The sequence below is a fragment of the Thalassospira tepidiphila MCCC 1A03514 genome, assembly GCF_001662875.1.
Classification (GTDB): Bacteria; Pseudomonadota; Alphaproteobacteria; order Rhodospirillales; family Thalassospiraceae; genus Thalassospira; species Thalassospira tepidiphila.
Window position 1 is genome coordinate 137,671 of record NZ_JPVZ01000008.1, and the last position, 21,085, is coordinate 158,755.

General features: G+C 55.2%; 20 protein-coding genes. 5 read left to right on the top strand and 15 right to left on the bottom strand.

Annotated features, from left to right (window positions below; translation table 11 throughout):
• Nucleotides 1-12: 12 nt before the first annotated feature.
• Both TH4_RS16435 and TH4_RS16440 read left to right on the top strand, forming a co-directional pair.
• Nucleotides 13-933, top strand: a complete 921-nt coding sequence (locus tag TH4_RS16435) for an ABC transporter permease (RefSeq protein WP_064781968.1) — start codon at nucleotides 13-15, stop codon at nucleotides 931-933.
• Nucleotides 930-2,090, top strand: coding sequence for an ABC transporter permease (locus tag TH4_RS16440; RefSeq protein WP_064781969.1), 1,161 nt, complete (start codon nucleotides 930-932; stop codon nucleotides 2,088-2,090). The genes TH4_RS16435 and TH4_RS16440 overlap by 4 nt, the downstream gene beginning before the upstream one ends.
• A gap of 85 nt (nucleotides 2,091-2,175) precedes the next feature.
• Here TH4_RS16440 and TH4_RS16445 read toward each other — a convergent pair whose 3' ends face one another.
• The 15 genes from TH4_RS16445 to TH4_RS16515 all read right to left on the bottom strand — a co-directional run bounded on the left by TH4_RS16445 (nucleotide 2,176) and on the right by TH4_RS16515 (nucleotide 16,893).
• A complete protein-coding gene (locus TH4_RS16445; protein WP_063090420.1) occupies nucleotides 2,176-2,571 on the bottom strand; it encodes a RidA family protein in 396 nt (131 codons plus the stop codon).
• The gene (locus TH4_RS16450; protein ID WP_064781970.1) at nucleotides 2,564-2,995 is read right to left on the bottom strand and encodes an acyl-CoA thioesterase; all 432 of its coding nucleotides are present in this window, start codon (nucleotides 2,993-2,995) and stop codon (nucleotides 2,564-2,566) included. The genes TH4_RS16445 and TH4_RS16450 overlap by 8 nt, the downstream gene beginning before the upstream one ends.
• Before the next feature lies 1 nt (nucleotide 2,996).
• Nucleotides 2,997-3,686 carry an ABC transporter ATP-binding protein gene (locus TH4_RS16455; RefSeq protein WP_064781971.1) on the bottom strand — a complete coding sequence of 230 codons (690 nt, stop codon included), beginning with the start codon at nucleotides 3,684-3,686 and terminating at the stop codon, nucleotides 2,997-2,999.
• Between the two features lies 1 nt (nucleotide 3,687).
• Nucleotides 3,688-4,437 carry an ABC transporter ATP-binding protein gene (locus TH4_RS16460; protein WP_064781972.1) on the bottom strand — a complete coding sequence of 250 codons (750 nt, stop codon included), beginning with the start codon at nucleotides 4,435-4,437 and terminating at the stop codon, nucleotides 3,688-3,690.
• Nucleotides 4,430-5,416, bottom strand: a complete 987-nt coding sequence (locus TH4_RS16465; protein ID WP_064781973.1) for a branched-chain amino acid ABC transporter permease — start codon at nucleotides 5,414-5,416, stop codon at nucleotides 4,430-4,432. Before TH4_RS16465 ends, TH4_RS16460 begins: the two co-directional genes overlap by 8 nt.
• Nucleotides 5,416-6,333, bottom strand: a complete 918-nt coding sequence (locus tag TH4_RS16470; protein ID WP_064781974.1) for a branched-chain amino acid ABC transporter permease — start codon at nucleotides 6,331-6,333, stop codon at nucleotides 5,416-5,418. Before TH4_RS16470 ends, TH4_RS16465 begins: the two co-directional genes overlap by 1 nt.
• A 79-nt stretch (nucleotides 6,334-6,412) precedes the next feature.
• Complete coding sequence (locus TH4_RS16475; protein ID WP_008891971.1) at nucleotides 6,413-7,552, bottom strand: ABC transporter substrate-binding protein; 1,140 nt, start codon at nucleotides 7,550-7,552, stop codon at nucleotides 6,413-6,415.
• Between the two features lie 137 nt (nucleotides 7,553-7,689).
• Nucleotides 7,690-8,538 (bottom strand): tryptophan 2,3-dioxygenase, encoded by an 849-nt coding sequence (gene kynA, locus TH4_RS16480; RefSeq protein ID WP_064781975.1) that lies wholly within the window; start codon nucleotides 8,536-8,538, stop codon nucleotides 7,690-7,692.
• A gap of 1 nt (nucleotide 8,539) precedes the next feature.
• Complete coding sequence (gene kynU, locus TH4_RS16485; RefSeq protein WP_064781976.1) at nucleotides 8,540-9,733, bottom strand: kynureninase; 1,194 nt, start codon at nucleotides 9,731-9,733, stop codon at nucleotides 8,540-8,542.
• Nucleotides 9,730-11,355, bottom strand: a complete 1,626-nt coding sequence (locus TH4_RS16490; RefSeq protein ID WP_008891968.1) for an AMP-binding protein — start codon at nucleotides 11,353-11,355, stop codon at nucleotides 9,730-9,732. Before TH4_RS16490 ends, kynU begins: the two co-directional genes overlap by 4 nt.
• A 25-nt stretch (nucleotides 11,356-11,380) precedes the next feature.
• Nucleotides 11,381-12,532 carry an acyl-CoA dehydrogenase family protein gene (locus TH4_RS16495; protein WP_064781977.1) on the bottom strand — a complete coding sequence of 384 codons (1,152 nt, stop codon included), beginning with the start codon at nucleotides 12,530-12,532 and terminating at the stop codon, nucleotides 11,381-11,383.
• The gene (locus TH4_RS16500) at nucleotides 12,532-13,344 is read right to left on the bottom strand and encodes an enoyl-CoA hydratase family protein (RefSeq protein ID WP_064781978.1); all 813 of its coding nucleotides are present in this window, start codon (nucleotides 13,342-13,344) and stop codon (nucleotides 12,532-12,534) included. The genes TH4_RS16495 and TH4_RS16500 overlap by 1 nt, the downstream gene beginning before the upstream one ends.
• Entirely contained in the window at nucleotides 13,337-13,831 is a 495-nt protein-coding gene (locus TH4_RS16505) for a MarR family winged helix-turn-helix transcriptional regulator (protein WP_245227956.1), read from the bottom strand. Before TH4_RS16505 ends, TH4_RS16500 begins: the two co-directional genes overlap by 8 nt.
• Nucleotides 13,832-13,833: 2 nt before the next feature.
• Nucleotides 13,834-14,592 carry an SDR family NAD(P)-dependent oxidoreductase gene (locus TH4_RS16510; RefSeq protein WP_064781980.1) on the bottom strand — a complete coding sequence of 253 codons (759 nt, stop codon included), beginning with the start codon at nucleotides 14,590-14,592 and terminating at the stop codon, nucleotides 13,834-13,836.
• Nucleotides 14,593-14,598: 6 nt separating this feature from the next.
• Nucleotides 14,599-16,893 (bottom strand): bifunctional salicylyl-CoA 5-hydroxylase/oxidoreductase, encoded by a 2,295-nt coding sequence (locus tag TH4_RS16515; RefSeq protein WP_064782000.1) that lies wholly within the window; start codon nucleotides 16,891-16,893, stop codon nucleotides 14,599-14,601.
• A gap of 192 nt (nucleotides 16,894-17,085) precedes the next feature.
• Between TH4_RS16515 and TH4_RS16520 the strand changes: the two genes are divergently transcribed.
• From TH4_RS16520 to TH4_RS16530, 3 genes are all read left to right on the top strand, one after another.
• Complete coding sequence (locus TH4_RS16520; RefSeq protein WP_064782001.1) at nucleotides 17,086-17,922, top strand: alpha/beta hydrolase; 837 nt, start codon at nucleotides 17,086-17,088, stop codon at nucleotides 17,920-17,922.
• Between the two features lies 1 nt (nucleotide 17,923).
• Nucleotides 17,924-19,882 carry a 3-hydroxyacyl-CoA dehydrogenase NAD-binding domain-containing protein gene (locus TH4_RS16525; RefSeq protein WP_064781981.1) on the top strand — a complete coding sequence of 653 codons (1,959 nt, stop codon included), beginning with the start codon at nucleotides 17,924-17,926 and terminating at the stop codon, nucleotides 19,880-19,882.
• Between the two features lie 213 nt (nucleotides 19,883-20,095).
• A complete protein-coding gene (locus TH4_RS16530; protein ID WP_064781982.1) occupies nucleotides 20,096-21,049 on the top strand; it encodes a glycosyltransferase family 2 protein in 954 nt (317 codons plus the stop codon).
• The last annotated feature ends 36 nt before the right edge of the window (nucleotides 21,050-21,085 follow it).

Consider the following 21,085-nt stretch of genomic DNA (forward strand, 5'->3'; position numbering starts at 1 on the left):
GGGGCCCGTATCATGCGTGATCTTTTTTACGACCTTGTCAGACGCAACGGGATGGCAGTCTCGATCTATCTGATGCTTGCGGTCAGCCTTTGGGTGTTCATTCTGATCATCCTGCCGCAACTGACCATGCTGGATTATTCGTTCCGCTTTAACCTGCCACCGGCCAAGATTGGCGGCCCCGAAGACGTTTATACCCTTGAGCAATATCGCTATTTCTTCCAGGGAAGTGGCGCGTCCGACGGGTTAAATACCCTTGATATCGGCATCCTGTTCAAAACGCTGCTTGCGGCTGTGTTTGTCACAGTGTTCGATTTGATCATCTGTTATCCGGTGGCCTTTGTGCTGGCGAAATCATCGACCGGTGCCAAGGCGCGCTTGCTGGTACTGGCGCTTATCGTGCCGTACTGGATCAACGAAATCCTGCGTGCCTTTGCGTTTCGTATTCTGTTTGGCGCCACGGGTGTGATCAATGAAACCGGCATGGGGCTTGGCCTTTGGGATACGCCAATTGACTTTATCCGCCAGGACGTCGCGCTCTATGCCGGGTTGGCTTATGCCTACATCCTTTTGATGATCTTCCCGCTTTATAACGCGATTGAAAGCCTTGATCGTAACCAGATCGAAGCCGCGCGTGACATGGGCGCCAACTGGTGGCAGGTCCATGCCAAGGTTGTCATTCCCTATGCCAAGCCGGGCATTGCATCGGGCATGACGATGGTCTTCATGCTGACATCCGGCGCCCTTGCTGCACCGCAGATTTTGGGAGGCCCATCGAACCTGTGGTTCACGCAGCTAGTCTATCAATGGTTTAACTCCGGCGGCAACTGGCCGCGCGGGTCGGCCTATGCGATGGTTCTGCTGATTGTCTGTATCGCGCTTGTCCTGCTGGTGATGCGCCTGTTCAAGGTATCGATCGGGGAGATCAAACAATGAGGATGAAATCCCCGACTGCATTGATCCCCGGTCTGTATTTGACCCTGTTCTTTGCCTATTTGTTCGGACCGTTGATCATTATGGTGATCACCGCGTTCAACTCATCGACCTTCCCGCGCGTATCGCCGTGGGAGTGTTTTACCACCGACTGGTTTGGCAAGCTTGCCAGCGATGACAAGCTTCTTTCCGGGCTTGGTAATTCGCTTTTGATCGGGGTGGGCGTTGTTTGTGTTGCCATTCCAATCGGACTGGCAGCCGCAATCACACTGTCACAGGTTGGGCCCAAATTACGCGCAGCCCTTTATACGATCTTCATTGCGCCCATTCTCGTACCCGGCGTTGTCATCGGTCTTTCGACCCTGATTTTCTGGGACAGGATCGGCACCCTTTTCAATGCACCGTATGAGAGCTTCTTTTATGACGGAACGTTCCTGACCATCTTTGGTCAGGTGACCTTCATCGCCGCTTATTCGATGCTTGTGTTCCTGTCACGTATCCAGCGGTTTGACACCACGCTTACCGAAGCGGCCCTTGATATGGGGGCCACGCCAACACAGGCGTTTGTCAAAGTGCTTTTGCCCTTCATGGCACCGGCGATTGGTTCGGCGACGGTTCTTGCGTTTCTGGCATCGCTTGAAAACTACAACACCACCGTGTTTACGATTGTTTCAAGCAGCACCTTCACCACGGTTCTGTCATCGAAGGTGCGGTATGGTCTTGACCCGTCAATCTCGGCCGTGGCGGTGATTATTATCGCCATCACGCTCATCGGTGCGATCATTTATGAATGCCGCAATCGCTATTACACCAAGGGCTGGGCCCATGTGATTGCCGAACGTCCGGCTTTGAAGATCGCGACCCATCCAGGAACGGTGGCCGTGATTTTGGGGGTTCTGACACTTGCCGCGGTTCTGTTTATCCAGAACCATGATTCCAGTGTCTGCACGGCGCAAGTCCTTGAAGAAAAGCGCGCCCTGCAACAGCAGTTGATGGAACAGCAATCGATCAACACACCACAACAGGCTGTGCCAGCCCCGACCATGCCCAACCTTGGCCCGCTTGGCGGTGATGAGGGCGGTGCATCGGCACCAAGCCCGTTTGGCAACAACATCTTCTCGCCAGAGAACCTCGGAACCAGTGCCCGGGAAGGCAATTAAAAATCACCTTCCGGCAAGCTGATCAACAAAAAGGGCAGCACGTGATGTGCTGCCCTTTTTTGTTCCGTCATGTGCTAATGCTTGATCAGGATGGGATGGCGGCGGTTGCTTCGATCTCGACCAGAGCTTCGTCTTCGACGAGTTCCTTGACCACAACCATGGTCATCGCCGGGAAATGCTTGCCAAGAACGCGCTGATAGGCCTGCCCGACTTCGCGCTGATGGGCGAGATATTCCTTTTTATCCGTGACATACCAGGTCAGTCGGGCAATGTGTTCGGGCTTGCCACCAGCGGCTTCCAGAACGGCAACAATGTTTTTAAGCGCCTGTTCCATCTGGCCGACAAAATCCTTGGCAACAAAGACCTGATCTTCGTTCCAGCCAATCTGGCCACCGATGTAAAGTCGGGCACCATCGGCCAAGACGCCGTTGGCATATCCCTTGGGCTGTTTCCATCCGTCCGGCTGAATGATTTTATGCATTGTTTTCTACCACTTGATTGATTTCTTTTTCGATTTTGGCACGCAAATCATCTGGCCATGCCACTGACTTTCCGGCCCCGTGTTTCGTAAAGACCAGGGTGACCGTTGTTTTCAGGCGTTGCTCGGCACCTGATCGTGCGGTGATTTCCAGCTCTAAACTGGAACGTCCGATCCGGGTCGGGATCAGACAGAATTCCAAAACATCGCCAAGCTTGCTTGGCGCAGTAAACGCGACACTGAGTGCCGCTGTCGGCACGGCAACCTTCATCGGGCCATGCATGGTCGGAAACCCGAACCCGATGACCTGATCAAACCATTCCTCGACCGTGGCATTCACCATCTCGAAATAGCGGGGATAGAAAACAATCCCCGCCGGATCGCAATGTTGGAACAGAACCTTCTGCTGATAGGTGAATGCCCCCATATCAGACCCCCAGATACCGGTCAGCCAGATCGTCGGTCAGTTCATTCACCGCCCCACTCCAGGCCGTGATGCCCTTTTCGACAATCACATAGCGATCAGCGACACCCGAAAGTTCCTTAAGCGACTTGTCGACCACAAGGATAGTCAGCCCCGATTGTTTAAGCTGATTGATCGCCGCCCAGATTTCCTGACGCACGACGGGGGCCAGTCCCTCGGTTGCTTCATCAAGGATCAGCAAACGTGGGTTGGTCATCAGCGCCCGGCCAATCGCCAGCATCTGTTGCTCGCCCCCCGAAAGGGTCATGGCCTTTTGATCACGGCGTTCGGCCAGACGCGGGAACAGTCCCGCCACACGATCAAAATCCCATTCGCCCGGGCGGGCAGCAGCAATCAGGTTTTCGGTTACGCTAAGCTGGGCAAAGCACCGGCGTCCTTCGGGCACCAGACCAAGACCAAGGCGGGCCGCCTTGTGCGATGGCATCTTCGCCAGATCCTGCCCGGCAAAATGGATCGAACCATCACGATGTTCCATCATGCGACAGATGGTTTTGATCGTGGTGGTTTTGCCCATGCCGTTACGGCCCATAAGGGCGACGGCCTCGCCTTCGTTGAGGGACAAATCAATGCCAAACAGGGCCTGCGATGCGCCATAAAACGCGGTAACGCCACTAAGTTCGAGAAGTGCAGTCATATCAGGCTTCCTCCCCGAGATAGGCACGTTTGACATCATCATTGCCGCGGATTTCGTCCACCGTGCCGGTGGCAATGATCCGGCCATACACCAGAACCGAAATCCGGTCTGCGAGCGCAAAGACCGCATCCATGTCATGTTCGACCAGAAGGATCGGTGCCTGTCCGCGCAATCCATCAAGGAAACCGGTCAGGCGTTTGGAGCCCTCTGGCCCCATGCCGGCCATCGGTTCATCAAGCAGAAATGCCTTGGGTTCAAGTGCAAGGGCGACGGCCATTTCAAGCTGGCGACGTTCGCCGTGTGAGATGTCGGCTGCACGCATTTGCGCACGATCTGCCAAGCCAACCCGTTCAAGCTGTGCCATCGCTGGATCAACCAGCGACTTGTCACCCAGAACCGGCTTGAAGAAGCGAAACACCTTGCCGCTAACCGATTGGCGCGCCAGCATCACGTTTTGCAGGACCGAGAATTCCGGCATCAGGGACGATACCTGAAACGTTCGGGCCAGCCCCATGCGGGATCGCGCCACCGCATCAAGCGCGTTGATGTTCTGACCGTTGAAATGGATATCGCCGCGGTCAGATTTAATCTCGCCCGCGATCTGTTTGATCAGGGTGGATTTACCTGCTCCGTTCGGACCGATCAGGGCGTGAATTTCGCCCGCTCGCAAATCAAGCGTGACGCTGTCACTGGCCAGAAGTGACCCGAACTGCTTGGTGACATCGGAAAGCGAAAGAATGGCATCAGACATGTTTACGCTCCCCCGCCAGAACACCGACAAGTCCACCGCGCGCAAACAGCACGACCAGAAGCAGCAACACGCCCAGCGGCAACTGCCAGAATTCCCAGACACCCCCCAGAAGATGTTCCAGAATGATGTAAAGGGCCGCACCGGCAAGCGGACCAAACAAACGCCCGACCCCGCCCAGAATGACAAACACCATGATTTCACCTGACATGTGCCAGGACAGCATTGTCGGGCTGACAAAGCGGTTGAGGTCGGCATAAAGCGCACCGGCAAGGGCGGTGATCATCGCCGAAATCACAAAGGCAACCAGCCGAATGCGAAACGGCGCAATACCAACCGCCGTCATGCGTTGCGCGTTCTGACGCGCCCCCTGAAGGGCAAGACCGAAGCGCGAGCGGATCAGAACGGCCGAGAACACCATCGCAATCGCCAGCATCACGGCACAAAGCGCGAAGAAGCTGATCGGATCAAGGGTGTTGATCCCCGGGAAGCCATTGCGCACATAGATCGACAACCCGTCTTCCCCACCATAAGCTGGCCAGGAGATTGCGAAGTAATAGATCATCTGCGCAAAGGCCAGCGTGATCATGATGAAATAGACCCCGCTGGTGCGCAGCGTGATCGCCCCGATCACCAGCGCAACAAGTGCCGAGACCACAAGGGCAACAATCCAGATGACGATCATCTGGGTTGTACCTTCGATCAGGAACGGGCTTTCCATGATCGGTTCATAGTTTAGCGCATGGCTGGCAAGAATACCGGCAGCGTAACCGCCAATACCAAAGAACGCCGCATGCCCGAACGACACAAGCCCACCATAGCCCAGCACAAGGTTAAGCCCGACACCGGCCATGGCAAAGATCGCGACCTTTGTGGCCAGGGTGATGATAAATGGTTCATCCATGCCAAGCGCGATCAGCGGAACGGTGATGAGCGCAATCGCAAGGATGGAATTAATCAGAAACTCGCGGTTCATGGTCATCAGGAAGTCGCCCCGAACAGACCGCTTGGCCGCAGGAACAGAACCAGCGCCATCACGATATAAATCAACATGGATGCCAGTGCCGAGCCAATCGCCGTGGCACTTGACGGATCAAGGAAGGTCGCAAAAGCATGCGGCAACAGGAAGCGCCCCATCGTATCGGTAAACCCAACCAGCAAGGAGCCGACCAACGCGCCTTTAATGGAGCCGATGCCGCCAATGACGATCACGACAAAGGCCAAAATCAGAACCGGTTCGCCCATGCCAACCTGAACCGATTGTGTCGTGCCAACAAAGGCACCGGCAAGCCCGGCCAACGCAGCCCCAAGGGCAAAGACAATGGTGTAAAGACGATCAATATCGACACCAAGGGCCGCGATCATGCCACGGTCAGCCTCGCCCGCGCGGATGCGGATGCCAAGACGGGTTTTGCCGATCAACAGGAACAACCCGACCGCAACAGCAAGCCCGGCGACAATAATAGCCAAACGGAATAGCGGGTATTGCGATCCGCCCGGCAAGATAACAGTGCCGGTCAGGAAATCAGGCACGCTTAAAAACAGCGGGAAGGATCCGAAAATCCAGCGGGTGCCTTCGGAAAATATCAAAATAAGCGCAAAAGTCGCCAGAACCTGATCAAGGTGATCACGGTTATAAAGACGGCGGATAATCAACATTTCGACCAGTGCACCGGCAATGGAAGCCGCCATCAGACTGGCGACAAGCCCCAGCCAGAAAGACCCGGTCCATGCAGCCACAGCCGCACAGGCAAACGCACCAATCATATAAAGGGAGCCATGGGCAAGGTTAATCAGCCCCATCACGCCGAAAACCAGCGTCAGCCCCGATGCCATCAAAAACAGCATCACCCCGGACTGAAGGCCGTTTAACAGCTGCTCCAGAAAAAGAGAAAACATTATTGGAAACTCCGTCACAAGGTGGTCGGGGGCCAATTACAAATTCGAAACCGGCCCCCGGCCTCTTGTCAGCTCTTTATTACATCGAGCATTCCGACGCATAGGCGTCAGAGTGATCCGTCAGCGCCGTACCAATGATCTTGTTGGTCAGCACATCGCCTTCTTTGACGACTTCACGGACATACAGATCCTGGATCGGATGCTGGTTCGGACCGAAAGTGAACTTGCCGCGCACGGAATTGAAATCAGCCGCACGCAGGGCTTCACGGAAGGCATCCTTGTCCGAAATGCTTGCCTTATCCATCGCCGACAGCAGCAGATTGGCGGTATCGAAGCCAAACGATGCATAGAGCGACGGCAGACGACCATATTCAGCCTGGAAGGTCTCAACGAAAGCCGCGTTGGTCGGATTGTCGATGTCTTTCGACCAGTTCGAGGTGTTTTTCACACCAAGTGCTGCGTCACCAACGGCACCGAGGATGCCCTGATCCATCGAGAAGGCCGGACCAATCAGCGGCTTGTCGACGCCAGACTGGGCATACTGCTTCATGAACGCGATGCCCATGCCGCCCGGCAGGAAGAAGAATACATGATCCGCATCTGATGCACGAATTTGTGCAATTTCAGCTGCGTAGTCGGTTTGGCCAAGCTTGGTGTAAACTTCGTTGGTGATATCGCCAAAGAAGAAGCGCTTGAAGCCGGTCAGTGAATCTTTACCTGCCGGATAGTTCGGGGCAAGGATGAACGCCTTTTCATAACCCGCACTCGAAGCATAGCCACCAGCGGCTTCATGCAGGTTGTCGTTCTGATAGGATACGCTGAAATAGTTCTTGTTGCAGCCCTTGCCTGCCAGCTGCGACGGTGCCGCGTTAACCGACATGTAGATCTTGTCCTGAGCCACAGCAGACGGCACAACCGCCATCGCAAGGTTCGACCAGATGATACCTGTCAGAACATCAACCTTGTCCTGCTGGATCATTTTATCGGCCAGCTGAACCGCGATATCCGGTTTGCGCTGATCGTCTTCGATTACGACTTCAAGATCAGGATTGTTTGCCTGTTTGACAGCAAGCATAAAGCCGTCACGTGCATCAATACCAAGCCCTGCACCACCGCCAGAAAGTGTGGTGATCATACCCACCTTGACCGGCTCTGCCTGCGCAGCTCCGGCTGCAAGCAAAGCAGCAGCTGCTGCGATGGTTGTCTTAATACCCTTCATTTAAGCCTCCGTGTTTATACAATTTTTCATTTAGCAACACGTTGATCCCGCGACATTTATGTCTTTATGCGTCACGGTTTTAGTGAACCTGATGCCTGCCCCTGATTTTGCAGTATTTGCATCCGGTCCGTCCATCCTCAAAGCGCGGTTCTAACCCGCCAGAGTTCCGGAAACAGTTCTACTTCCAACATTTTCTTCAGGTAACTGACGCCTCCCGTGCCGCCAGTGCCACGCTTGAACCCGATCACGCGTTCGACCGTCGTGACATGGTTAAAGCGCCATCGCCGGAAATAGTCTTCAAAATCGACCAGCTTTTCCGCCAATTCATAAAGCGACCAGTATTTACCCGGATCGCTGTAAACCTTTTGCCAGGCGGCGATCACCGCATCATCAGCCAAATAGGGTGCCGAAACATCACGGTTCAGAACGTCCGCTGGCACCTCAATCCCGTCTTCTGCATTCAGCAGGCAAAGGGCTTCGTCATAAAGGCTTGGTGTTGCCAGCTCCGCCTTGAGCATTTCGGTAATGTCTTCGCGGTGCGCATGTGGGCGCAACATGGCATGATTGCGATTGCCCAGCATGAATTCGATCAGGCGATACTGATAGGACTGGAACCCTGATGACGGGCCAAGCGCATCGCGAAATGTCGTATAATCGCTTGGCGTCATGGTGCGAAGGACATCCCATGCGTTGTTCAGCTGTTCGAAAATGCGCGACACACGCGCCAGCATCTTGAACGCCGGGCGCAGATCACCACCATGGATCGCCTTGCGGGCCGCACTGATTTCGCGAATGGCAAGCTTCATCCAAAGTTCGGACGTCTGGTGCTGAATGATGAAAAGCATCTCATCATGGGCATCCGATTGCGGATGCTGGGCCGTCAGGATCGCATCAAGTGACAGATAATCCCCATAGGACATCTGATCGGAGAAATCCGTGCGCGCACCTTCCGTGCTTGGATCATATGGCGAGGTCTGCTTTGCCATCTCAGGTCACCGCATTGCGTTTGTGGAATTCCGGCTTGTCCCAAGCACGGGTTTCCATGATTTCAGCCAAAATTTTCACCGCACCATCAACATCACCCTCGTCGATATAAAGCGGGGTAAAGCCAAAGCGGATGACATCCGGTGCGCGGAAGTCACCAATCACACCGCGCGCAATCAAGGCCTGCATGACGGCATAGCCCTGATCAAACTTGAACGACACCTGCGATCCACGTTCTTGGGGATTGCGCGGGCTTGCCAGTTCCAGCATCGGGCAATTTGCCTCGACCCCGGCGATGAATTGTTCACACAGCTCAATACTGCGTTTGCGGATATCGGCCATGTCAACGCCGTCCCATGCCTTCATGGCTTCTTCCAACACGGTCATCTGAATGACCGGCGGTGTGCCGACACGCATGCGCGACACATCCGGTGCCGGGGTGTAATCGGGATCAAAGGCAAAGGGTGCGGCGTGCCCCAACCAACCCGAAAGCGCCGGACGGGCGACCTTGGCATGATCAGGCCGGACATAGATAAAGGCCGGCGCACCGGGACCGCCATTCAGATACTTGTACGTACAGCCCACCGCGAAATCGGCATTGCATCCCGCCAGATCAACCGGCACAGCCCCGGCCGAGTGCGCCAAGTCCCAGATCACCAGCGCACCAGCGGCATGCGCCAGATCGGTAAGGCGTTTCATGTCGTGCATGCGCCCGGTGCGGTAATCCACCTGGGTCAGCATCAGCACCGCCAGATCCTCGTTGATCAGGCTTTCGACATCTTCCGGGTTCGGTGTTTTCAACACATGACCACGATCAAGCGACTTGATCAGGCCATCTGCCATATAAAGATCGGTCGGGAAGTTGCCATTATCAGAAACGATTACCTTGCGATCCGGGCGCATTTCAAGTGCACTTGCAAGCGCCTGATAGACCTTGATCGACAGGGTATCGCCCATCACCACAGTACCGGGTGCCGCCCCGATCAAACGTGCGACAAGATTGCCGACACGTTCGGGTTGCTCCATCCACTTGGCATCGTTCCAGCCACGGATCAGCATTTCCCCCCATTCCTGTTCGATCATCTCCTTGGCACGGTTTTCCGCCGTTTTCGGCAGCACGCCAAGCGAGTTCCCATCAAGGTAAATCACACCTTCCGGGATATGGAACAGGGATTTGGTGGCGGCAAAGTCGGTCATGCAGACGGTTCCTGTTTCAATCTGAAGCGCTGGATTTTTCCAGTCGCGGTTTTTGGCAACGCCTCGATAAAGACGACGGAGCGCGGATATTTAAACGGCGCGATGGTCGCTTTTACATGATCCTGAAGCGCTTTGGCCATCTCGGGCGTTGGGTCGAAGCCTTCTGCCAGGACAATATGGGCCTGAACGATCGTTCCGCGTTCTTCATCGGGTGCGCCAACAACCGCACATTCCGCCACCGACGCATGTGCCAGCAAGGCGGCCTCGACCTCTGGCCCGGCGATGTTATAGCCCGAAGACACGATCATATCGTCGTTGCGTGCCGCGAAATGATAGTAGCCGTCTTCATCAACAAAGAACGCATCCCCCGTCAGGTTCCAGCCGTCGCGGACATAGACGCTCTGGCGCACGTCATCCAGATAACGACATCCCGTGGGACCGCGCACCGCAAGGCGCCCGACGGTTCCGACCGGCACTTCGTTCATTTTATCATCGACAATCTTGGCTTCGTATCCGGTTACCGGACGGCCTGTGCAGGCCGGGTGGCTGTCACCGAACCGGTTGGAAATAAAGATATGGAGCATCTCGGTCGCACCGATGCCATCAAGCATCGGCTTGCCGGTTTTTGCCATCCACGCTTCATAGACCGGGGCTGGCAGGGTTTCACCTGCCGACACGGCGGCGCGCAGTGATGACAGATCAGCACCATCTTCCATGGCTGATAACATCACCCGGTACGCGGTCGGTGCGGTGAAACACACGGTCGCCTTATAGGTTTCGATAATTTCGATCATGTTGGGCGGCGATGCCTTTTCAAGCAAGGTCGCCGTCGCCCCGAACCGCAGCGGAAAGATCGCAAGCCCGCCAAGCCCGAATGTAAAGGCGAGCGGCGGAGAGCCGACAAACACGTCATCAGGGGTGACATTCAGCACTTCCTTGGCATAGCCATCAGCAATGATCAGAAGATCCCGGTGGAAATGCATGGTCGCCTTCGGACTGCCGGTGGTGCCCGAGGTAAAGCCGAGCAAGGCAACATCATCGCGCCCGGTCTTGACCGCTTCGAACTTGACCGATTTGGTCAGCGCAATGCGATCAAGCTCCGCGTCATGATTGGCCGTACCGTCAAAGCCGATCACCTTTTTAAGGAACTTGCTGTCCTTGGCACACGCCACCAGTTCATCCATCAGGCGCGTGTCGCACAGGGCAAATTCGATCTCGGCCTTGTCAACGATCTGACCCAACTCACCCGCACGGAGCATCGGCATGGTATTGACCACAACCGCCCCGGCCTTGGTCGCGGCCAGCCAGCAGGCCACCATGGCCGGGTTGTTGGCCGACCGGATCAGGATGCGATTACCCGGTTTGACGCCGTAATCCTCAGCCAGTGCATGGGCGATCCGGTTGGTCCAGTCTGCCAGTTCCTTATAGGTACGCTGGCGCCCATTGCCGATCAGGGCGGTGTTATCGCCAAATCCCTGTTCGACCATTTTGTCGGTCAGTTCGACCCCGGCATTCAGATATTCGGGATAATCAAACCCATCCAGATTGATATCCGGCCATTCTGCAAACGGGGGTAACTTATCCCGTGTGAAGCTATCGGTATGTGCGGTTGGTCCGAGCATTGTGAAGTCCCTGATACAGCCATTATTACGCCAGCGTTTGCCGTGCGATGATTATTTTCTGGACGTCGGATGCGCCTTCATAAATACGAAGGGCGCGAATTTCCCGGTAAAGCGATTCAACGATGTGCCCGCTGCGCACACCATCGCCGCCATGAATTTGCACCGCCTTATCAATGACGGTTTGTGCATGATCGGTTGAATAAAGTTTGGCCATCGCCGCCTCGCGACTAACCCGCGCAGCACCACTGTCCTTAAGCCAGGCGGCGCGATACACCAGAAGGGCGGAGGCATCGATATCAAGCGCCATGTCCGCGACATGCCCCTGAACCATCTGCAAATCAAAAAGCGGTGCACCAAACAGTTCGCGTTCCTGAACGCGGGTGATGGTTTCATCAAGTGCGCGACGCGCAAAGCCAAGGGCGGCTGCGGCAACGGTCGATCGGAAAACATCCAAAACCGACATCGCGATCTTGAACCCATCCCCACCCTTGCCCATCAGGGCGGATGCCGGAATACGGCAATCGGTAAATTTCAAACGTGCCAACGGATGCGGGGCGATGGTGTGCAGGCGTTCCGCGATTTCAAAGCCGGGCACGTTCGCCGGCACGATGAAGGCCGACAGCCCCTTGGCACCCGGTGCCTCGCCGGTGCGGGCAAAGACGCAATAGAAATCGGCAATGCCACCGTTGGAAATCCAGGTTTTTTCACCGTTCAGGACGAAATCATCGCCATCACGCTTTGCCTCAAGCGCGATATTTGCAACGTCCGAGCCCGATTGCGGTTCGGTCAGTGCAAAGGCGGCAATCGCCTTGCCGGAACGAACTTTTGGCAACCAATTATCTTTCTGGTCGTCTGTTCCGAACAAGGAGATTGCGCCACTCCCCAACCCTTGCATCGCAAAAGAAAAATCAGCAAGCCCGTCATAACGCGCCAGTGTTTCACGGATCAGGCAAAGCGATCTGACATCAAGCTTTGATCCCGCGTCAGCCGGATCAATCGCGGCATGACGCAACCAGTCGCCACTGGCCAGACGTGCGACAAGATCGCGACAGGCCGCATCGACATCCTCGTGATTGATGCCCTTGATGTTGGCCGCGGCCCAATCATCAAGCTTTGCCGCCAGTTCACGATGGCGGTCTTCAAAGAATGGCCAATCAAGATAGGTCTTATCTGCCATCAGTCGCCCTCGAAAACCGGTTTTTCCTTGGCAACGAATGCCTTGTAGGCGCGATTGAAATCCTCGGTCTGCATGCAGATCGCCTGTGCCTGTGCTTCGGCCTCAATCGCCTGCTCGATCGACATGTTCCATTCCTGGGCCAGCATGGTTTTGGTCATCATGTGACCAAAGTTCGGGCCTTGGGAAATGCGGGTCGCAAGGGCAATAGCCTCTGCCTCAAGCACGTCCGCTTCGACCAAACGATTATAAAAGCCCCAACGCTCGCCTTCCTCTGCCGACATGGATCGGCCGGTATAAAGAAGCTCTGCCGCGCGGCCCTGTCCGATGATGCGTGGCAGGATGGCACATGCCCCCATGTCACATCCGGCAAGCCCGACCCGGGTAAACAGGAACGCGGTTTTCGATGCCGCTGTCGCCAGTCGCAGATCAGATGCCATGGCAATGATCGCCCCGGCCCCGACACAAACACCGTCGACCGCAGCAATCACCGGCTTGCCACAACCAATGATCGCCTTGACCAGATCACCGGTCATGCGGGTGAATTCCAGAAGGCCCTTCATGTCCTTGTCGATAAGCGGGCCGATGATGTCATGCACATCCCCGCCAGAGCAGAAATTGCCCCCGTTCGAGCCAAACACGACCGCGTTGACGTCATCGGCATAGACCAGATCGCGGAATGTGTCGCGAAGCTCGGCATAACTTTCAAAGGTCAGCGGGTTCTTGCGATCCGGGCGATCAAGCGAAATGACCGCGACGTCGCCTTCCATCCGCCAGTTGAAGTGTTTAGGCGTGATGTTTGCCATCTTAGTCATGGTGGGGCGCCTCGTTATGATGGGAAATGTTGCGCAGGATGCGGATCAGGGCATCGGCATCGCCAGACGACAAATCGGAAAACAGGTCCGAAACCCAACCTTCATGTACCAGCGCACGTTCAGCGAAATCTTTTTCACCCGCCGGGGTCAGGCGGACAATCGATGCCCGACGATCATTTTCGACCGGCATGCGAACAACCAATCCCTCCGCCACCAGACGATCAACGATCCCGGTGACATTGCCGTTTGATACCATCAGCGACTTTGAAAGCTCGCTCATGCGCATGCCATCGCGTTCGCGATAAAGGGCGGCCAATACGTCAAAGCGAGGCAAGGTTGATCCGAACTCAAGGCGCATCTTTTCACGCAACTCGCCTTCGATCTTGCGCGACACCTTCAGGATTTGCAGCCAGGCGCGTAACCGTGCCTTCGACAGATCAGAGGTTTCATTTCCTGCCCGTTCGGAAAGTGCTTCGGATTTGTTCATGTTCATACTTCTCCTCCCGAAACGGAAATCGTCTGTCCCGTTATCGATGCCGCCTTGGGGCTGCAAAGCCACATGACGGTTTCAGCAACCTCTTCAGGCTGAATGAACCGGTTTTGCGGATTGATTTTGGCAAGGCTTGCGCGCGCGGCGTCCTTGCTCATGCCGGTTTTGGCAACGATGTTTTCCACCGACTTTTCCAACATCGGGGTTTCCATGAAGCCCGGACAAACCGCATTGATCGTGATCGGACTGGTGGCCAACTCTGCCGCCATTCCCTTGACCATGCCGACAACGCCATGCTTTGCCGCACAATACGCCGTGACATAGGCATAGCCCTTAAGTCCGGCGGTCGAGGCGATTGAAATCAGCCGCCCCGGCTTGGTCTTGTCCATTGCGGCCAACCCTTCGCGAAACGTCAAAAACGTCCCAGTCAGATTGACATCCATGGTCCGCTGCCAAAGATCGACTGACGTTTTGCCAATCGGTGCACTTTCGGCCATGCCGGCATTGGCGATCACCAGATCAGGGGTACCGACCACATCGACCATGGTCGTGAACATATCTTGCACTGATGTTTCATCGGTGACATCGGCCACGATGGCAGTGATGTTTTGATGTTCGGCAACCTCGGCCAGCACATCTGATCGCCGTCCGGATACCACAACCTTCACCCCGGCATCGGCAAGCATCCTGGCCATCACGGCCCCGACACCAGAACCGCCGCCGGTGATCAATGCGTTATGAACGGCAAGATCGCTCATCGGTGCTTATACCTTTCCGGTCATGGTTTCTGCCCGCTCGGCCAGACGGCACATCTGATCACGCCCGGCATAGTATGGCGCCGGCCAGTTTTCGGTGCGATTGCCAAGGCTGGCTGCCTGATGCAGCGTCCAATACGGATTGGCCAAATGCGGTCGCGCCAGACAAACAAGGTCAGCACGCCCGGCCATCAGGATCGAATTGACGTGATCGGCCTCATAGATATTGCCAACCGCCATGGTCGGAATACCGGCCTCGTTGCGGATACGGTCGGAAAACGGTGTCTGGAACATGCGACCATAGACCGGCTTGGCATCCGTTGTCGTCTGCCCCGCCGAAACGTCACAAATATCGACGTCATTGGCTTTCAGCATCCGGGCAATCTCAACCGCTTCTTCGGGCGTAATCCCCGCATCACCGACCCAGTCATTGGCCGAAATACGCACCGACATCGGCTTGTTTTTGGGCCATGCCGCACGAACGGCATTGATGACTTCAAGCGGATAACGCATCCGGTTTTCAAGCGATCCGCCATATTCGTCATCGCGGACATTGCTGACCGGGCTGATGAAGGATGACAGAAGATAACCATGCGCGGCATGAACCTCGATCATGTCAAAGCCTGCGCGATCGGCCATTTGGGCCGATGCAACAAACTGATCACGAACCATATCCATGTCTTCACGCGTCATGGCCTTGGGCACCGCATTGCGGTCCGACCATGCGATGGCAGATGCCGACATCAGTGGCCAGTTATCATCCTTTAACGGTGCGTCCATTTCTTCCCAACCGAGCTGGGTCGAACCCTTGCGCCCGGAATGACCGATCTGCATGCAGACCTTGGCCTCAGACTCGCTATGGATGAAATCAGTAATCCGCGCCCAGGCCTTCTCGTGGCTGGCATCATAGGCACCCGGGCAGCCCGGCGTGATGCGACCTTCGGGCGAGACACAGGTCATTTCGGTATAAACCAGTCCTGCCCCGCCCTTTGCGCGTTCGGCATAATGCACCAGATGCCAGTCGGTCGGGCAACCATCAACCGCCTTGTACTGTGCCATCGGCGAGACAACGATGCGGTTTTTAAGCGACATGTCGCGCAACTGATAAGGCACGAACATCGGATGGCGAACCGTCGCACTTTCCGGAAGGCCCGCCTGCGTCTGGAACCATTTTTCCGCACCTTCAAGCCATTTGGCATCGCGCAGACGCAGGTTTTCGTGACTGATGCGCTGCGATCTGGTCAGAAGAGAATAGGTAAACTGGGTTGGATCAAAATCGAAATAACGTTCGATTTCCTCGAACCACTCCATCGAGTTGCGCGCAGCCGACTGCAGACGCAGGACCTCAAGACGGCGCTCGTCTTCGTATTTGCCAAAGGCGGACTTGAGGTCACCTTCGGAATGCAGATAGTTGGCCAGCGCAATCGCGCTTTCAAGCGCGAGCTTGGTCCCCGACCCGATGGAAAAATGCGCCGTCGCCGCCGCATCGCCCATCAAAACGATGTTCTCATAAGACCAGCTTTTGCAAAGAACACGCGGGAAGCTCAGCCAGGCCGAACCGCGAATATGGTGTGCATTACTGATCAGTTCGTGACCGCCCAGATGATCCTTGAAGATGTCCTCGCAGGTTGCAATCGACTCTTCCTTGGACATCTCGCCAAAACCATATGCATCCCAGGTTTCCTGGGTGCATTCGACGATAAAGGTCGCCGTTTCGTCATCAAACTGATAGGCGTGCGCCCAAACCCAACCCTTGTCGGTTTCCTCAAAGATAAAGGTAAAGGCGTCATCAAATTTCTGATGCGTTCCCAGCCAGACAAACTTGCATTTGCGGGTATCGATATCAGGCTGGAAATGCTCGGCAAATTCGGTGCGGGTCTTGGAATTCAGGCCATCACTGGCAACAACCAGATCGAATTCCTTGGCATAATGGGCAGCACTTTCGGCTTCCGTCTCAAAGCGCAGCTCAACACCCAGTTCACGTGCACGTTCTTGCAACAGGATCAAAAGCTTTTTGCGGCCGATGCCGCAGAACCCGTGGCCGGTGGAGATTGTCTTTTCGCCGCGATACTGAACCGCGACATCATCCCAATAGGAAAAGTTGGCGCGAATGGCCTCGGCACTTTTGCCATCATTCTCGGCCAGATTGTCCAGCGTCTCGTCAGACAGCACCACGCCCCAGCCAAATGTGTCATCTGGCTTGTTGCGCTCAATCACAACAACCTCGTGCGCGGGGTCGCGCAATTTCATCGAGATTCCAAAGTAAAGCCCCGCAGGACCGCCACCCAGACAAGCTACTCTCACCAGCTTTTCCCTTCCTGATTTGTTTGGTTGTTTCGGGAAACTGATAAAACGGTACGCCTCGAATTCATTTATTTCAAGCACAAATATTTTAGGTTTGAAATATTTTCAGATTTGCCTAGACTCCCTCCCATGATCAGAATGCGCCCGGTGATATCACCAAGCGCCACAACACAGAATTTCAGGGAACCGACCATGATTACCGACTGGGATGATGCTTATGCCAATGGCGATCACATCGCCGATGCCGCAACCTATCCGGAGCTATGGGCGACCCAATCGGCACAATTTCGCGATGAACTCTTAAGTGAAGATCGCGCCCGGCTCGACATTGCCTATGGCGATGCTCCGCGTGAGAAATATGATCTTTTCCTGCCCTCCGGCACGCCCAAGGGCTTGGTCGTCTTTGTACATGGCGGCTATTGGAAGGCGTTTGACAAATCCAGCTGGTCGCATCTGGCCAGGGGGGCGGTAACCAGGGGCTGGGCTGTTTGTATGCCAAGCTACACGCTTGCCCCTGATGCACGGCTTTCTGAAATCACCCTGCAAATCGGCGCGGCCATCACGCACGCAGCCAACAAGATCGCCGGCCCGATCCATATCAACGGTCACTCGGCAGGCGGGCACCTTGTCAGCCGCATGGTATCTGACACATCCCCACTCGCTCCATCGGTTCTGACGCGGATTGAAAACACTGTTTCGATCAGCGGCCTGAATGACCTGCGCCCGCTGCTCAAAACGACCATGAATGATACTCTGCAGCTTGATGAGGACGAAGCAACGCGTGAAAGCGCAGCCCTGCTGAAACCCGCCTTGCCGTGTTCGATCACTTGCTGGGTCGGGGCCGATGAACGCCCGGAATTTGTTCGCCAGAACGATCTGCTGGCCAATATCTGGACCGGCCTTGGCGCCCGCACGCGAAGTGTGCATGCCCCGGACAAACATCATTTCAATGTGATTGCCGACCTCGCCGACCCTGACTCCGATCTTGTCGCCTGCCTGCTCACCCCGATCAGTGCGGAGGACGCATAAAATGTCGACCGTCACGCTTACAATTGAAAACGCGATTGCCTTCATCACGATCAACAATCCACCAATCAACGCCACCAGTCATTCGGTGCGTAGTGGCCTTGTTGATGCACTTGATCAGATCGATGGCACTGATGACATCCGGGCTGCGATCCTGATCTGCGAAGGCAAAACCTTTATTGCCGGTGCCGATGTTAGTGAATTCGGACAACCGCCAAAGCCCCCGATCCTGCCCGACGTAATCAAACGCCTTGAGGCCGCAACCAAGCCGGTCATTGCCGCCATTCACGGCCACGCCCTTGGCGGCGGACTAGAAGTCGCGCTGGGCTGCCATTACCGCATTGCTGACAGCAAAGCCAAACTCGGCCTGCCGGAAGTCAATCTTGGCCTGATCCCGGGGGCTGGTGCCACGGTCCGCTTGCCGCGCCTGATCCCGGTCAGCGAGGCCATCTCGATGATTACCAGCGGCAAACCGGTTTCGGCCACCAAAGCCAACGAGATCGGCTTGCTTGATGCGATTACCCACGGCGCCTTGGGCGATGCCGCGCGCGACTTTGCCAAGACCATCCTCAATCGTGAAACACCGGCATCCCTTCTTGCGAGGGATCCCATCGATGCGCCGAGCTCCGCGCAATGGGACGACATAACATCCGCAACGAAAAAGAAGGCTCGTGGTCAAGTCGCCCCGCTTGCCGCCATCTCCGCCATCCGAAACGGCATTGAACACGGCGCGGGTGCAGGCCTTGCCTTTGAGCGCGAAAAATTCATCGAACTGCGCGACAGCGATCAGTCAAAGGCACTGCGCCACATCTTCTTTGCCGAGCGCTCAGTCGCCAAACTGCCCGAACTCAAAGGTGTTGAACCCAACCCGATCCGCCAGGTCGGCGTGATTGGCGGCGGCATCATGGGGGCTGGCATCGCAACCGCGTCCATACTCGCGGGCTTTGATGTCACGATCATCGAACGCGATGAAGCGGCCTGTGACAATGGCCGTGCGACGGTTGAGAAACACCTTTCCGGCAGCCTCAAGCGTGGCCTGATCAGTCAGGATCGATTTGATGCGCTGATGGCGTCCCTTTCCACCAACATTGATTACGCTGCCTTATCCGATGCCGATCTGGTGGTCGAGGCCGTGTTTGAAGATATGGCGGTCAAACATGATGTCTTTGGCAAACTAAGTCTTCATTGCAAAGCCGATGCGGTGCTTGCGTCCAACACATCCTATCTCGACATCAATGAAATTGCCGCGCGCTGCGTTAATCCGCGGCGCGTGATTGGCCTGCATTTCTTCTCGCCCGCCCATATCATGAAGCTGCTTGAGGTTGTCCGAACCGACAAGGCCGACACCAAAAGCCTTGCAACCGCGTTCGAGTTTGCCCGTGCCCTTGGCAAGATCGCTGTCCCATGTGGTGTCTGTGATGGTTTTATCGGCAACCGGATCATGTCCGCCTATCGCAAGCATTGTGAATACATGCTCGAAGACGGCGCACTGCCCCATCAAATTGATGCCGCGATGGTTGAATTCGGCTTCCCGATGGGCCTGTTTGCCATGCTGGATATGGCTGGCCTCGAAATTTCATGGGCCACCCGCAAACGCCTCGCCCAGTTCCGCGATCCGTCCGAACGTTATGTCGCTTTGGGGGATTACCTTTGTGAGATGGGACGTTTTGGCAAAAAGAACGGCCTTGGCTGGTATCGTTATGATGAAAACGGCAAGGCCCAGCCGGACCCGGAAGTCGACGCATTGGTGATTGCCGAATCAGAGAAAAAGCGCATCACACGCCGCGACTTTACCAGTACGGAAATCATGGATGTCATCTTGGGTGCGATGCGCAGTGAAGGCGACAAGATCTTGTCTGAGGGCATCGCCAACAGTGCTGATGCCATTGATGTTGTCATGGTCAATGGCTATGGCTTCCCGAGACATAAGGGCGGGCCGATGTTTATGACGGTATCTGACTAAGCGGTGCAACAGTATGCGTAATTCATTATCAGAAGACCTCGCCTCCAGTTTTTAGACATTTCGTCAGCGTGGAGACCGATCTCTTTGACAGCCTGACCACAGAGGTGACTAATGCAGTTGGGCCTGATAAAAGCATCCACTTGGAGAACCATAAACAACCAAAATTCTTGATTGCTGTAATCAAACAGCAAGCCTTGTTAAGGAATTGGACCGTTGAAGCCAGACGTCAGCTTTGTCGCAACATTTTATAACAAAGAAGATTTCATTCCCAAGGTACTGAGCGCGATTTTTGCTCAAAAAGACGTCGGAGACTGTGAATACATCTTCATCGACGACGGCTCGACGGATAATAGCCTTGCTGTGTTAGAAGAATGTTCGAATGATCGCGATAACGTAAAGATCATCACCCAGAAAAACGCTGGCCCCGCGATCGCAACCAATGTCGGTATTGACGCAGCAACACGTCCCTTTATTAAGTTTTGCGACGGTGATGACATTCTCCATCCTCGCGCGACCATAGAACTTTATAAGGCACTAAAGCAGTTCGATATCGGGCTCGCGTGGAGCTTGGGAGAGGTCGTTTCCGCGAACTCCGAGAAGATGGATGCACCAGACTTACCATTGTCAGACGAAAAACCACAGCTCCTGGCTAATCCAATTGAGCGCGCCCTCAAACTGGCAATTTTCAACCTGACGTGTGTTCTCGCCAAGACAGAAACAGTTCGTGCTGCAGGCGGATGTGACCCGCGCATCTTTATTCAAGATTATTCTTTCACGCTGCGCCTCGCAAACCAGACAGACTTTGTCCTTGTTCCAAGTATTCTGAACTGGTGCCCAACCGTCGAAAAGACCAACAACCGTGCTTCCGCATTGGCTGGAGGATCTCAGGTTCTCCATGACCTAAACGCTGCACTTGCATATTTCATCTACGACCATCCCAATATGGATACAAATATTCGCACCAAAATGCTTCAACGCGCGACAAGCCGTGCTTGGACATGGGTGAAACGACAAGAAAACGCGACCTTGTTTTCTAAAGAATTTTATCGGTATCTTAACGCTAAGATTTTCCCGAACTGCGGAAGTGCCTTTGACCGTACAATAGCCACTTGTGCTTCTTTCCGCCCTGAGCGCGGGGTGCGCATTCCGCCGACCACAAAGTGTTGAGCTCATTTTATTGTTTGCGGGGGCAGGATTAGTCTG

Excerpts from the sequence above, each read along its gene's own strand:
- TH4_RS16435 (WP_064781968.1), top strand. The coding sequence starts at position 13 with ATGCGTGATCTTTTTTACGACCTTGTCAGACGCAACGGGATGGCAGTC.
- TH4_RS16440 (WP_064781969.1), top strand. The coding sequence starts at position 930 with ATGAGGATGAAATCCCCGACTGCATTGATCCCCGGTCTGTATTTGACC.
- TH4_RS16445 (WP_063090420.1), bottom strand. The coding sequence starts at position 2,571 with ATGCATAAAATCATTCAGCCGGACGGATGGAAACAGCCCAAGGGATAT.
- TH4_RS16450 (WP_064781970.1), bottom strand. The coding sequence starts at position 2,995 with ATGGGGGCATTCACCTATCAGCAGAAGGTTCTGTTCCAACATTGCGAT.
- TH4_RS16455 (WP_064781971.1), bottom strand. The coding sequence starts at position 3,686 with ATGACTGCACTTCTCGAACTTAGTGGCGTTACCGCGTTTTATGGCGCA.
- TH4_RS16460 (WP_064781972.1), bottom strand. The coding sequence starts at position 4,437 with ATGTCTGATGCCATTCTTTCGCTTTCCGATGTCACCAAGCAGTTCGGG.
- TH4_RS16465 (WP_064781973.1), bottom strand. The coding sequence starts at position 5,416 with ATGACCATGAACCGCGAGTTTCTGATTAATTCCATCCTTGCGATTGCG.
- TH4_RS16470 (WP_064781974.1), bottom strand. The coding sequence starts at position 6,333 with ATGTTTTCTCTTTTTCTGGAGCAGCTGTTAAACGGCCTTCAGTCCGGG.
- TH4_RS16475 (WP_008891971.1), bottom strand. The coding sequence starts at position 7,552 with ATGAAGGGTATTAAGACAACCATCGCAGCAGCTGCTGCTTTGCTTGCA.
- kynA (WP_064781975.1), bottom strand. The coding sequence starts at position 8,538 with ATGGCAAAGCAGACCTCGCCATATGATCCAAGCACGGAAGGTGCGCGC.
- kynU (WP_064781976.1), bottom strand. The coding sequence starts at position 9,733 with ATGACCGACTTTGCCGCCACCAAATCCCTGTTCCATATCCCGGAAGGT.
- TH4_RS16490 (WP_008891968.1), bottom strand. The coding sequence starts at position 11,355 with ATGCTCGGACCAACCGCACATACCGATAGCTTCACACGGGATAAGTTA.
- TH4_RS16495 (WP_064781977.1), bottom strand. The coding sequence starts at position 12,532 with ATGGCAGATAAGACCTATCTTGATTGGCCATTCTTTGAAGACCGCCAT.
- TH4_RS16500 (WP_064781978.1), bottom strand. The coding sequence starts at position 13,344 with ATGACTAAGATGGCAAACATCACGCCTAAACACTTCAACTGGCGGATG.
- TH4_RS16505 (WP_245227956.1), bottom strand. The coding sequence starts at position 13,831 with ATGAACAAATCCGAAGCACTTTCCGAACGGGCAGGAAATGAAACCTCT.
- TH4_RS16510 (WP_064781980.1), bottom strand. The coding sequence starts at position 14,592 with ATGAGCGATCTTGCCGTTCATAACGCATTGATCACCGGCGGCGGTTCT.
- TH4_RS16520 (WP_064782001.1), top strand. The coding sequence starts at position 17,086 with ATGATTACCGACTGGGATGATGCTTATGCCAATGGCGATCACATCGCC.
- TH4_RS16525 (WP_064781981.1), top strand. The coding sequence starts at position 17,924 with ATGTCGACCGTCACGCTTACAATTGAAAACGCGATTGCCTTCATCACG.